The organism is Paracoccus tegillarcae, from assembly GCF_002847305.1.
Classification (GTDB): Bacteria; Pseudomonadota; Alphaproteobacteria; order Rhodobacterales; family Rhodobacteraceae; genus Paracoccus; species Paracoccus tegillarcae.
Genome location: NZ_CP025408.1, coordinates 2,296,239 through 2,309,414, shown reverse-complemented (window position 1 = coordinate 2,309,414; position 13,176 = coordinate 2,296,239). Strand labels below are relative to the sequence as shown.

10 protein-coding genes are annotated in these 13,176 nt (G+C 60.7%); 3 read left to right on the top strand and 7 right to left on the bottom strand.

Translation table 11 applies throughout. The features are described 5' to 3' along the window. Positions 1-43: 43 nt before the first annotated feature. Both folE2 and metZ read right to left on the bottom strand, forming a co-directional pair. Positions 44-1,006 carry a GTP cyclohydrolase FolE2 gene (folE2, locus tag CUV01_RS11310; protein WP_101462042.1) on the bottom strand — a complete coding sequence of 321 codons (963 nt, stop codon included), beginning with the start codon at positions 1,004-1,006 and terminating at the stop codon, positions 44-46. Between the two features lie 228 nt (positions 1,007-1,234). Continuing rightward, positions 1,235-2,422 carry an O-succinylhomoserine sulfhydrylase gene (gene metZ, locus CUV01_RS11305; RefSeq protein ID WP_101460560.1) on the bottom strand — a complete coding sequence of 396 codons (1,188 nt, stop codon included), beginning with the start codon at positions 2,420-2,422 and terminating at the stop codon, positions 1,235-1,237. A 340-nt stretch (positions 2,423-2,762) separates the two neighbouring features. On the opposite strand from metZ, the gene CUV01_RS11300 reads away from it, so the two are divergent. Further along, on the top strand, positions 2,763-3,851 hold the full coding sequence (locus tag CUV01_RS11300; RefSeq protein WP_157994835.1) for a hypothetical protein: 1,089 nt from the start codon (positions 2,763-2,765) through the stop codon (positions 3,849-3,851). A 77-nt stretch (positions 3,852-3,928) separates the two neighbouring features. Here CUV01_RS11300 and CUV01_RS11295 read toward each other — a convergent pair whose 3' ends face one another. The 3 genes from CUV01_RS11295 to purQ all read right to left on the bottom strand — a co-directional run bounded on the left by CUV01_RS11295 (position 3,929) and on the right by purQ (position 7,823). Continuing rightward, entirely contained in the window at positions 3,929-5,254 is a 1,326-nt protein-coding gene (locus tag CUV01_RS11295) for a sigma-54-dependent transcriptional regulator (RefSeq protein ID WP_101460558.1), read from the bottom strand. A 24-nt stretch (positions 5,255-5,278) separates the two neighbouring features. Continuing rightward, positions 5,279-7,063, bottom strand: a complete 1,785-nt coding sequence (locus tag CUV01_RS11290) for a sensor histidine kinase (RefSeq protein WP_422385878.1) — start codon at positions 7,061-7,063, stop codon at positions 5,279-5,281. 91 nt (positions 7,064-7,154) lie between these two features. Further along, on the bottom strand, positions 7,155-7,823 hold the full coding sequence (purQ, locus tag CUV01_RS11285) for a phosphoribosylformylglycinamidine synthase subunit PurQ (protein ID WP_101462040.1): 669 nt from the start codon (positions 7,821-7,823) through the stop codon (positions 7,155-7,157). Between the two features lie 412 nt (positions 7,824-8,235). Here purQ and CUV01_RS11280 point away from each other — a divergent pair, with 412 nt between their 5' ends. Continuing rightward, entirely contained in the window at positions 8,236-9,312 is a 1,077-nt protein-coding gene (locus CUV01_RS11280) for a hypothetical protein (RefSeq protein ID WP_101460557.1), read from the top strand. Between the two features lie 70 nt (positions 9,313-9,382). Here CUV01_RS11280 and CUV01_RS11275 read toward each other — a convergent pair whose 3' ends face one another. Then, on the bottom strand, positions 9,383-10,594 hold the full coding sequence (locus CUV01_RS11275; RefSeq protein WP_101460556.1) for an NADP-dependent isocitrate dehydrogenase: 1,212 nt from the start codon (positions 10,592-10,594) through the stop codon (positions 9,383-9,385). A 226-nt stretch (positions 10,595-10,820) separates the two neighbouring features. Between CUV01_RS11275 and CUV01_RS11270 the strand changes: the two genes are divergently transcribed. Then, positions 10,821-11,960: a Hint domain-containing protein gene (locus CUV01_RS11270; RefSeq protein ID WP_232962199.1), complete on the top strand. Its 1,140-nt coding sequence runs from the start codon at positions 10,821-10,823 to the stop codon at positions 11,958-11,960. A gap of 21 nt (positions 11,961-11,981) precedes the next feature. On the opposite strand, the gene CUV01_RS11265 is transcribed toward CUV01_RS11270, so the two are convergent. Then, positions 11,982-13,145, bottom strand: a complete 1,164-nt coding sequence (locus tag CUV01_RS11265; protein ID WP_232962198.1) for an HD domain-containing protein — start codon at positions 13,143-13,145, stop codon at positions 11,982-11,984. Positions 13,146-13,176: the final 31 nt, after the last annotated feature.

Below are 13,176 nucleotides of genomic sequence, written 5' to 3'. Positions count from 1 at the left end.
ATAGGTCGCCGCGCCGACGGCGCAGCAACCGAGCAGCAAAACTTTACACGCGCAGTTCGGCAAAGAGCGACGGATCAAGCGAATGCTGCGCAAAGGTCGGGCCATCGGTCAGCACGCTGACGGCGTCATGGGAATGCAACGATTCCTGATGGCTGGCCACGATCCGAAAATCGCCAAAGCGATCGTCGGTCATCAGCTGCTGGGCAAAGGCGCGTACCGCGTCCTCGACGAAAATCGGGTTCGAGGCGTTCAACTCGGCAAAGGCCTGTTCGTCCTCACGCTTGACCATGACCTGCGTCTCGGTCGGCACAGCGCGGCGGCAAAGATCGACGATATCCTCGAACCAGATCTTTTCCGGCCCCTTCATCACCACCGAAATCCGCGCGATGGAGCGCTGCGAATGCGGCGTCGCCAGCCGGCCACGATCCTCGCGCGCATGTTCGGACAGTTCCAGTGAACACGGGCAGGTGGAGGAATAGACATAGTCGAAATGAACAATCCGCAGCCGCTGACCGGCCTGCTCCGCGACCTCAAGCGCAATGTCATAGTACTGCCAGCCGGACAGGCCAGACCGCAGGCTGTCCACGCGCACAGGATAGGACAGGCGCATGAGGATACGCGCATCCAGCGCATCCAGATCGGTCTGATAGTCATTCAGCGCAGCTTCCAGCACCTTGAGACTGAACTGCTTTTCAGCATGCTCATAAAAGGACCGCATGATCCGCGACATGTTGATGCCCTTGCGGTCGGCCTCGAGGCTGACTGTGCCGGTGACGCTGGTTTCCAGCGTCATATCACCGCCATCACGACGCTCATAGCGGATCGGCAGGCGAAAGTTCGAGATCCCCACATGCTGGATCGGCTTGTGCGCGCCCACGATCAGGCTGGCAGGGCCGTTCTGCAGATCGGGCAGACCGGCCTTGTAATCGACATCGACCTTGAAATCGGCGTCATAATCGCGCGCAAGCGCCGGGTAGGCCGGAATCATCGGGCGGTTCTCGGTCATCAGCAATCCTCCAGCGGGTGCCGGCAGCATATAGGGACTTTTATGTAAAATCCAAAGCCCCGGGCCAGAATTTTGCCCCCAAACTGCTTTCGCCATTCGGGAAAAGCTTGGGACAGGGTGGCGCCGGTGGCAAGCGATGAACAGCCGAGGGCACAGGCGCAAGACGGGCTGGACGTCCCCGCGACCGTTGGTCAGCGCCGTGATCGCCCGGTTTGGCTGCGAAAAACCCTAGTTTCCAAGCGCCTGACGCAAATCAGCGATCAGATCATCTGCGCCTTCCAGCCCGATTGACAGGCGCAACAGGCCGGGAGTGATGCCCAGCCTCTCGCGCTCTTCCTCGGACAGGCGCTGATGGGTCGTCGTCGCCGGGTGCGTGATGATCGACTTGGCATCGCCCAGATTGTTGGAAATGCGGATCAATTGCAGGCGGTTCAGCGCGTTGAAGGCGGCCTGTTTTCCGCCGCGCAACTCCAATGCGATCATCGTGCCGCCCGAGCCCATCTGCGCCATGGCCAGATCGTGCTGAGGATGGTCGGCAAGGCCCGGATAGATGACCTGGCTCAGGTCCGGATGGCCCTGCATCGCCGCTGCAATTGCCAGCGCGCTGTCGGCCTGTGCCCGGACCCGCAGATCCATCGTCGTCAGGCCGTTCAGCATGACCCAGCTGTGAAACGGGCTGATCGCGCCGCCGGTATGTTTCAGATAGGGCTCGGCGACCTTGCGAATATAGTCGCGGGTGCCGCAGATCACACCGGCAAGGGCGCGCCCGCCGCCGTCGATATGCTTGGTCGCGGAATAGACAACCACATCGGCGCCCAACGCGACGGCGCGCGAAAAGACCGGCGTAGTAAAGACGTTGTCGACCACCACGATCGCGCCGGCGGCATGCGCCAGATCAGAGACCGCCTGCATGTCGATCACCTCGAGCGTCGGGTTCGACATGGATTCGTAGAACACAGCCTTGGTATCGGGCCTGATCGCCGTGCGCCACTGGTCCAGATCGGTGCCATCGACATAGCTGACCTCGACCCCGAACTTCGCCAATAGCTCCAACACGTATAGGCAGGACCCGAACAGCGCACGGGCCGCCACGACATGATCACCCGGCGCGCAGATCGAGAACAGCGCCGCATTCACAGCCGCCATGCCGCTGGCCGTGGCAAAGGCGTCCTCGGCACCCTCCAGCGCGGCCATCCGTTCCTCGAACATGCGGCTGGTCGGGTTGCCGTAGCGGGCATAGATGAATTCGTCGGGGCCGGCCTCGACAAAGCGCGCCTCGGCCTGTTCGGCACTGTCGTAGACGAAGCCCTGCGTCAGGAAAATTGCTTCGGCCATCTCGCCATATTGGCTGCGGCGCGTGCCCGCATGGACTGCAGCGGTCCGGGGATGGACGTCTTTCCGGGGTGTATCACTCATGCTCACGACCTTTCGGTTTGGCAGCGAATTACGCCCCGCAGCGCCTAATCGCAAGTGCCTGCGCACGCTGCGTGACTGGGTCGGATCATTCGCTCACCAGAGAAATTTCAGCCGGGGGCGAACTTCCGCCGAAGCGTTTTCTTGCACCGCACGCAATTGGCGACTCCACTCAACCCTAACGTGTTAAAAACGAGAGCCCATGCGAGGCCCTGATATAAAATTAAATAAAATCAATGTGTTGATCGCATTTTATGCCTATCCTTTTGAATAGGTTGATTGGCGGTTTTCTGCCTATTAATCCTGCTTTTGTAAAGCGTCACATCTAGTAGTGAGAATTTTAATGAGTAGATTCAGGCACGGCAACAAGCACTCAAACCGCCGCGACCATGACCGCGACGACCATCGTAACAATCACAGCAATGACCGCGACGGGCGCGATCACGGCGCTAATGGTAAAGATCACACCGGCGATAATAGTGTGACGGATATTACCACGCCAGCAACCGGGCAGGTGACCTGGACCATGAGCAAGGGCGCGACCACCGTCGACGTCGTTGCAACGTTGGATGGCAAGGGCAATGTTGTCTTCGATTATGACGCATCGGGCGGCAAAATCGACCTGACGGGCTTTTATCTGGACATCAACAATGACGGCGGCCGGCATCATGCAGCCAACGTCCTTGACTGGATGGTCGGACGCGACAGCGATGGCGACCGTATGGATGGCTTTGATTTCACCGCCACCATCGGCTCTATCTGGGGCTATGACGGCAACAATACCGGGGACCAACTGGTTGTCTCGATGAGCAAGCTGGGCATTGACAGCTTGTCCGATCTGGATGGTGCCGAGTTGGGCTTTAACAGCTGGGCCGGCAACGGCTGGTGCAAGACCAACGTGCAAATGGCCAATACCGGCACCTATACCGCGCCGGCAGAGCCCGAGGACCTGTGCGATCGCCCGATCGACGGCGAAAATGTTGACGGCAAGATCGCAATGCAGGACAGCCAGATCACCGAGGTGACGCTTGCCTATTATATTCCACCGGTCATTGACGGCGACGACATCAGTTGGCCCGGCGATACCAATGGCGACCCCTTCTACGTCGTGACCGTCTCGGTTCCCGCCGAGATGGGCGAAGACCCTGATGCATATATTGCAGAACTGAATGAAGCAGTGGCCGCGCTTGACCCGAACGTCCCCGGCGCCAACTTCCTGAAAAGCGTCATCGTCACCGATTGCGATGGCAACAGCGAAAACTTCGCTATCTGGTTCGACGAAAACGGTGAACTGCCCGACACGCTGAGCGATGGCCTGTTCGGCGTCCTCGAACGCGACGGTGGCGAATTGCCGGCTGATATCGACCTGGCTGCCTGGTCAGAAGCGACCTACGATCTTACCTTGTCGGGCGACGAATTCCTCTTTGCCTGATCCGACCTTCCCCCCCACAACAAGAAACGGCGGCCCCAGGGCCGCCGTTTTTCTTTGTTCTGCATCGGTGATGACGCCTAGAGGTAGTCGCCCCGTTGCAGCCCGTATTTCGCCATCTTTTCGTTCAGCGTCCGGCGTGGAAGGCACAGTTCCTCCATCACCGCGGCAATGGAACCCTTGTGACGACGCATGGTGTTGTCGATCAACATTTTCTCGAAGCTCTCGACATATTCCTTGAGCGGCTTGCCCTCGGTCGTCGTGGCCTGCTGGTTATCATCGCCATCGGCCATCAGCAGCGACGCAATGGACCCAGAACCGCGCCGGTTCTGCAAGACGGCACGCTCGGCCACATTGATCAGCTGGCGGATATTGCCGGGCCATGGCGCCTGCAGCAGCTGGGCGGCCTCTTGCGCGTTGACCTGTGGCGGCTCACAGCCATATTCCTCTGAGAACTGCTCGGTCATGCGCGTGAACAGCGACAGGATATCCTCGCCACGCGCGCGCAGCGGCGGCAGGGTGATCTTGAGCGCCGACAACCTGTAGAACAGATCGGGGCGCAGCGAATCCTCGGCCTTGCGACCCTCGCCGCGTGCGTTCGAGATGGCGATGATGCGGGTCTCGGCCGGGCTGCCCTGATCGCTGATAAAGGCCAGCAGACGGGCCTGCAGCGGATCGGACAGGGCCTCGATATCCTCAAGGCACAGCGTGCCGCCGCGAGCCTCTTCGACGGCCGGGACACCGGTTTCCATCGGGCCGAACAGCCGAACGGCCAGCGCCTCGTCGTTATAAGCCGCGCAAGAGACCGGCACGAACTTCTTCGACGCGCGCGGACCGACGGCATGCAGCGCGTGGGCGACCAGCGTCTTGCCGGTGCCGGTCTCGCCGTCGATCAGCACGTGGCCATCGGCCTGACCCAGATCCAGAATATCCTCGCGCAGGCGTTCCATCACCGGGCTTGTCCCGATCAGCTTGGACATGACCTGCTGCCCTTCGGACAGATCCCGACGCAGGGCACGGTTGTCCAGCGTCATGCGCCGCGACTGCGTCGCCTTTTTGGCCAGTTCGCTCATGCGGTCGGGGTTGAAGGGCTTTTCCATGAAATCCATGGCGCCGATCCGCATCGCCTCGACCGCCATTGGCACATCCCCGTGCCCCGTGATCATGATGACCGGCAGCCCCGAATCGATGCCCATCAGCCGTTTCAGGAACGCCATGCCATCCATGCCCGGCATCCGAATATCCGTCACCACGACGCCCGGCCAGTCAGGCCCGATCACCTTGAGCGCATCCTCGGCACTGGCAAAGGTTTCCGTCTGGAAGCCAGACAGCACCAGCCACTGGCTGATCGATTCGCGCATATCGGGCTCGTCATCGACGATCGCGATTTTCAGTTTCGTTGCCATATGGCTATCCTCGCATCGCTTGTGTCATTCGGCAGCCAGATTGGTTCCGTCCGTTGGATCGGACTTGCTCTGCCGTGTTCCGGGTTCAAAAAGCGGCAATTCGACCTCAAAGACCGCGCCGCCACCGGCTTCGTTATGTGCTGTCAGACGCCCCCCGAAATCGGAAACGATACCAGAAGAAATCGCAAGACCAAGCCCGGTGCCCTCGCCCGGTTTCTTGGTCGTCCAGAAAGGTTCAAACAGTTTTTCAAGATCAGCAACACCCGGTCCGTTATCGCGAACGGACACATGCGCGCGAGAGCCCGCGCTGACGGTCAGATCGATCATCGGATCTCGCTGCGATTTCACCGCATCGACGGCGTTGCGCAGCAGGTTGATAATGACCTGCTCCAACCGGACACGGTCGGCCAGAACCATGATCTTTTCGCGCGGAATATTGTTGCTGACACGGATCGTGCTGCCGCGCAGTTGCGGCTCCATCATGGTCAGTGCGGCTGACACACTTGCGCGCAGATCCACCGGCTCGACCGCCTCGCCGCCCTTGCGGGCATAGCTTTTGAGCTGCCGCGTGATGGCGCCCATCCGGTCAACCAGGTCGTCGATCCGCTGAAAACTGGACATTGCCTCTTCGCTGCGCCCGCGCTGCAGCAACAGGCGCGCACCGGCCAGATAGGTTTTCATCGCTGCCAGCGGCTGGTTCAATTCGTGACTGACGCCTGCCGACATCTCGCCCAGTGCCGCCAATTTCGAGCTTTGCTGCATCGTCTGTTCGGCGACCCGCAATTCGCGCTGCACGCGGACCCTTTCGGATATTTCAGCCTTCAGGCGGCTGTTCAACGCCCGCAAATCAGCCGATTCCCGCATGACCGCCGCCGATTTGAACCGCTCGCGGCGCGAAAGGATGTAGAATGTCGCGGCCAGCAGGATGGCGAATCCCATGATTTCGGTCGCCAGCACCGCATTCACCCGCTCTCGGATGGAATCGTAGGTCGCGAAGGATACCATCCGCCACCCCCGGAACGGGACCCGCGACTCGGTCTGCATCACCGCGCGGCCGCCGACATAGGCATCGGGCGGCATATTGGTCCAGTCAGCCGTGACCTGATAGGCCCGCTCGATGGCCGAAGGGGCCGAACGAACCTGCAGCGCCTCGGGCAATGTCAGTCCGCGCCAGCGCGATTCTGTCGTCAGGATGATCGTGCCGCTACTGTCCAGCACGGCCACCGCATCAGAGATACTGGCCCATGATCGTTCCAGGCGCAGCAGGTCCGCCGCGACAGCGATCACACCCAAGGCCTTGCCATCGGCCACGACAGCCCGCGAATAGACGAACTCATTGGCCCCAGCCGCATTCTGGCTGACCGAGAAAACCGTATCGCGCGATCGCATTGCCTCGACAAAATAGGGGCGCATGACCTCGTTGCTGCCGATCATCAGCCTGTCGGTCGCGCCCACGACACGTCCCGACGCATCCAGCAGCCGGATCGAGGCGACATTGATGTCCTTTTGCGCGGCAATCAGGCGGGCCGAGGTGGTCGAGTAATCATTCCCGTTGAGCGACCCGATCAGCGCGGGATCGCGCGCCAGCAGCAGCGGCACCACAGCCGTGCGCTGCAATTCCGAGCGCAGATTGCCGATATACAGGGCCGAGCGCAGTTCCTGGCGCACCCGCGTGGTTTCGGAAAAGCGTTCGGTCAGCCAGGCATTGGTCACCCAGATCACCGCCGCTGCCGTGATCAGGATCAGGGCAATCGCCGCACGCAGCCACCATGGGTTGCGCAAGCGCGAGCCTGCCTCCCCTTGGGGCAGGTCGTCCGGGTCAGATTCCCTTGCCAATCGGCGTATCCCTCAAATTGCCTTGCATCGAGGCAATCTAAGGCCAGTTTGCCCTGCGCTCAAGTCAGGCCGTAACCAGCCTGTCGGCCAGCGCGCTGAACATCGCCGCGCCATCACGTCCACCAAGGGCCGGATCGGTCGCGCGTTCGGGATGCGGCATCATTCCCAGCACACGACGATTTGCCGAAAGGACGCCCGCGATATCGTCTACCGAGCCGTTCACGCCGGCAGCATAGCGAAAGGCGATCCGGTCCTCGCCCTGCAACTGCGCCAGGCCTTCGGCGTCGATCTGGTAATTGCCGTCATGATGGGCCACCGGCAGGGTGATCTGCTGTCCCTGAGTGTAGCCCTGGGTAAAGCTGCTATCGGCACGGACGACCTGCAGGGCGACGGGCTTGCAGACATAGGCCAGCCCCGCATTGCGCATCAATGCGCCGGGCAGCAGGCGCAATTCGGTCAGCACCTGAAAGCCGTTGCAGATGCCCAGAACATAGCCGCCGCGCGCCGCATGTTCGCGCAATGCGGCGGCAATCGGGGAATGCGAGGCGATGGCCCCGCAGCGCAGATAATCGCCATAGGAAAAGCCGCCCGGCACCGCGACCAGATCGGTCCCGTCAGGCAGGCTTTGATCCTTGTGCCACACACGGGCCACCTGCGCCCCGGCCTGTTCAAGCGCAACGGCCAGATCACGATCGCAATTCGATCCGGGAAAGGTGATGACGGCGGCTTTCATCGGCGGCTCCATTAAGTGTGACACCGGCCTGATAGCGCGAAGCGGCGGTGCTGGAAAGCCATCAGACGCGCGTCCTGCATCGCGACACCTGCATTCGTGCCAATCGTCGCGGCGCGCCGGCAGTCAGCAATTGCAACGGACGCCCCGACAGGTTCCCTGGGGGCCAGAACCATCGAAGCGCCCTGAATGACAGAGCGGCGTCAGGTTCATGAGTTCACCATATGCAGCGCGAAAATTGCAATCGAGATAGCAAACTCAGCGCCCTCGTTTCCGACGATCTGGCTTTCCTGACAGGGGCAACCGGCAGAAATCCGCCGATTTTGGCGGTCCCCCTTGTGACCGGACCGACCTTGAAACCCGAGACCTTCTGACGTCGTTGGTTCGATATGCACGTCACAAAAAGGTTCTTTTTATGTATCGCTTTCCCATCACCAGCGCAGCCCTATTGATGCTTTCGGCCACAGCACTGGCCGCGCAATCCGGTCCCCCGAATAAAGTTGAAGGCATTTTCACGAATGCCTTCGCCTCCGGATTTCCGCGCCAGATTGAGGATCTTTCGCAATCAAAGCTGGAAACGAACCCGGCTAAGGGATCGGTTTTTGCGGAATACGGAAACGACGATAACACCCGCAACGTTCAGATCCGCCTTTTTCCCTTGCCAGAAGACGGCATAGACGCGGTACTTCTGCGCGATGTGCAGCGTTACAGCGATGGCAGCGAAATACCGGTTAACACCAGCGAAACCCAAAGCCCCCAGGGCGAGCCCATGGATTGCTTTACCCGCCGCAAAGGTGAACTTGGCTATACTGTCTGTCTGGCGGAAATCAGGGGTCGCGCCGCCCGTTTGCAGATGGGCGCGGTGGTTGACCCCGACGCCGACGCATTGCCTGCCGACATCGTCGAACGCGATCAGAAACTGGCCGGCGTTTTCGTTGACAGCATCCACGAGGCGCCCGAATCGGCCGGGGCTGCAGAAGGCGACGCACCCCTGTTCCCTGCCGACATACCGGCCCTGGATATGTCGGGCGCAGACGTGCGTCCGCAGGACACCCCCTTCGCAAAGGCCCTGCCGAAGGAACTTGGCGACCGCAGCCTGAAGACCATCAGCGTCAGCGGCCCGGACACCACCTATAAAGCGATGTATCGCGACGCAGAGGACACCCCGACGCAGATCGTGATCTACACCGGCGAAGGAGGCCCGCTGCAGGACCTGGCGGAGTTTCATGAAGGCGAGCTAGCGAATATTCTTGGCAGCATTCAGAAAACCGACACGACCACCCCGGACGGGCTCGACATGCGCTGCCTTCACGCAGTGAAGGTGGAAACCCTCGCAGCGAACACCTGCATGGCAGAGGTTGGCCTGGGGCTTCTGGAAATTCAGGCCGTGGCGCGCATCGATGAAGGTGTCACAGACGTCCCGGACGACGTGATCAACTGGGCACAGGAAAGTACAGGCACGCTGGCCGATGCGGTCGCTGAACTGAACTGATCGCGCCGGCATTTCAGCAAAGAAAAAGGCCGGGCGTCACCGCCCGGCCTTTCCTGTCTTCCGCGACGCGTTAGTTCAGCGCCTTGTTCAGATATTCGTCGACCTTTTCCAGATAGCCCATCGTGGTCAGCCATTTCTGTTCCGGCCCGACCAGCAGCGCCAGGTCCTTGGTCATGAAGCCATCTTCCACGGCCTGCACGGTGACCTTTTCCAGCGTCTCGGCAAATTCCATCAGCTTGTCATTGCCGTCCAGTTTGGCACGATGCTTGAGGCCGCCGGTCCAGGCAAAGATCGACGCGATAGAGTTGGTCGATGTCGCGTTGCCCTTCTGATGCTCGCGGTAGTGGCGGGTCACGGTGCCATGCGCGGCCTCGGACTCCACGATCTTGCCATCTGGCGTCATCAGTTGCGAGGTCATCAGACCCAGCGAGCCAAAGCCTTGCGCCACGATGTCCGACTGCACGTCGCCATCATAGTTCTTGCAGGCCCAGACATAGCCGCCCGACCATTTCAGCGCCGATGCGACCATGTCGTCGATCAGGCGGTGTTCGTAATGGATGCCGGCTTTCTTGAAGTCGTCCGCGAACTCGGCGTCGTAGATTTCCTGGAAGATATCCTTGAAGCGCCCGTCATAGACTTTCATGATCGTGTTCTTGGTCGACAGATAGACCGGGTAGTTGCGCAGCAGACCATAGTTCAGGCTGGCGCGCGCAAAATCGCGGATCGAATCGTCCAGGTTATACATGGCCATCGCGACGCCAGCGCCGGGTGACTGATAGACCTCGTGTTCGATCGTTTCGCCGTCTTCACCAACAAACTTGATGGTCAGCGTGCCCTTGCCGGGAAAGTGGAAATCGGTTGCGCGATACTGGTCGCCAAAGGCGTGACGGCCGACCACGATGGGCTGGGTCCAGCCCGGCACCAGGCGCGGAACGTTCTTGCAGATGATCGGCTCGCGGAAAATCACGCCGCCCAGGATGTTGCGGATTGTGCCATTGGGGCTGCGCCACATCTTTTTCAGGCCGAATTCCTCGACGCGGGCCTCGTCTGGGGTGATGGTCGCGCATTTCACGCCAACGCCGTATTGCTTGATCGCCTCGGCCGCATCGACGGTGATCTGGTCATCAGTGCTGTCGCGCTCTTCGATGCCCAGATCGTAATATTTCAGGTCGATGTCCAGATAGGGCAGGATCAGCTTTTGCTTGATGAAGTCCCAGATGATCCGGGTCATCTCATCGCCGTCCAACTCGACGACCGGGTTCTCTACCTTGATCTTCGACATGAGTCTTTCCTTCGATTGGGATTTGCTTGCGCGCGATATAGCCGGAAACGGACAGGATGGAAAGCTTGTATGCAATTGTATGCAGAAATTGCACCTTCGGGCCGGGCGCTGTCCTGGCCGCCTGCGACAGCTCAAATTCTAGCGATTTAGACAGTTGTGCAATTGCGGTTTAAGGCGCAGATTAAAAACATAGTTCTGGCACAGTAAATGTTGATTGGTTTTCATAATGCCTGTTTATCGGATGATTTTCATCGGCGATCTCGCCGATATGGACCTGAACGAAAATACGCAGAACGCTGAACGCGCCTATTCGCTGATCAATGGGCGAAGCTATGGCGGCGAAGCAGATCCGCTGCACGATGCCATCGTCGACGTGTCCATGAATGACACGAACAGCGACGGCGTCATTGCGCTGAACAACGCGCCCGGCGCGCAAGAGACGGTCAGCTACACCCTGGATGGCACAACCTACAACCTGGAGGTGGACAGCACCATCCGGGTCCGCAACGTTGAAATTACACGCCTGCAACCGGACGGCACGACCGATACCGTCACGACGACGCTGCGTGTGTTTCAGGATACCAGCGGCAATACGTTCCTGATGCCCCCGCCCCTGTCGGGCGGCGAAGCCGGCGAAGTGGCGGGCGTCACCACTTATCCCATCGTCAGCGTCGTGTTCCCGACCGGGCAAAGTAACTACGTCACCCAATATACACATGTTTATACTGATCGGTATGATGTGGCCGGGTTCGTACCATGCTTTACAGCGGGGACGCTGATTCGCACGGATGCGGGCGACCGCGCGGCAGAAACCTTGCAGCCGGGCGACCGGATCTGGACCCGGGATCATGGCTTTCAGCCGATCAAGTGGTGCGGGATCCGCCGGATAACGGCGTCGGATCTGGTGGCCCATGAGGCATGGCGCCCGATCCGCATCAGCGCCGGCGCATTGGGCAAGGGCATGCCTGACCGCGATCTGATCGTCTCACCCCAGCATCGCGTATTGGTAAGGTCAGCTATCGCGATCCGTATGTTCGGCTGCGCCGAGATTCTGGTTGCGGCAAAACGGCTGACAGAGCTGCCGGGCATCGAAATCGACGATAGCTGCGAAGCAGTCAGCTATGTCCATCTCATGTTCGCTGACCACGAAATCGTCTTGTCGAACGGGGCCGAGACCGAATCGCTCTATCTGGGCAAGATGGCGGTTGCGGCGCTTGGCCAGCAAGCAGTCGATGAGATCCTCGCGCTCTTTCCCGCCTTGGAGAACGATGACGCACCGCCTTCGGCCCGGCTGATCCCGGCAGGCCGTCGGGTGGACAGACTGGTTGACCGGCACATCCGCAACGACCATCCGCTGGTGTCCTGACCTATTCGGGCCAGGTCCGGATCAGCGCTGGTTGAAATGGTCGCGCAACTCGTGATGCAGATGCGCCCACAGCGCGGGCGCGCCGCGGCTGACCTTGGTGCCGACGCGGGCTTCGATATCAGCAAGGCTGACCCCATAGTCGACCCATCCCGCGCCGCCAGAACGCAGATTCTGCATCACCGGCTGAGCCCGGTCGAGCGCCTTGGCAAACACCGCATCGGGGCTTTCCGCGGCCTCGAACTCTTGCCACAGTGCCAGCAATTCAGCGCCCTGCCCTGCCGGTAGCATGCCAAAGATCCGCCGCGCCGCCTGTGCCTCGGCAGCCTGGATCTCAGCCGAACCATGGGCCTGACCCTGTGCTGAATGCAGCGGCACGTCACCGACGTCGATCTCGACGAGATCATGTATCAGCAACATGCGGATGACCCGACCGATATTAACGCCGGCACCGGCTTGATCGGCCAGGATCAGCGCGTATAGCGCGAGGTGCCAGCTATGCTCGGCGCTGTTCTCGGCGCGGGAATCGTCAATCAGCCGGTTGGCGCGATAGACCGATTTCAGCTGATCCGCCTCGGCGAGGAAAAGCAAGCGCCGCACAAGATCGGAGCCCGGCAAGGGCTCATGAGCCAGCATCGCCTCGGCCGCATCGATCAGCTCTGGCCACTCGTGGCGCAGCCGGGCCGCACGGCCGCCCGACAGGTTGGCACGGGCGATGTCCACATGATCCGGCAAGGGCGCCGCGGCCATCAGCACCTGAAACAAGGGCTGCCCGTGATCAATACGCTTGGCGATGGCTGCATCCTGCGTCTCGCCCGCGTCAAATTCACACCACAGCGCCAGCAGGGCCTGGCCATCCGCAGACAGTCCCATGATCCGTTCCGCCGCGCGCGCCTCTGTCATGGCAAGGAGGTCGGGGTCATGGCCAAGGTGAATGGGGTGATCGCCGGCGTCGATTTCGACCAGATCATGCAGCAACAGCATTGCGATGGCTCGATCAGAGCCGCCAAAGACCAGCGCCCACAGCGCCACATGCCAGCTGTGTTCGGCGCTGTTCTCGGGTCGCGACAGATCCAACAGGACATTCGCCCGATCGACCGCCTTGAGCCGGTCAGCCTCGTTCAGAAATGCCATGGCGCGGGCGAGCCTGCCGGTTTCCGCCTCGTCCTGATCGTTCTGGGTGGTCATGCTGGCATCAGTCGCGCAAGCCGGGTCGCTG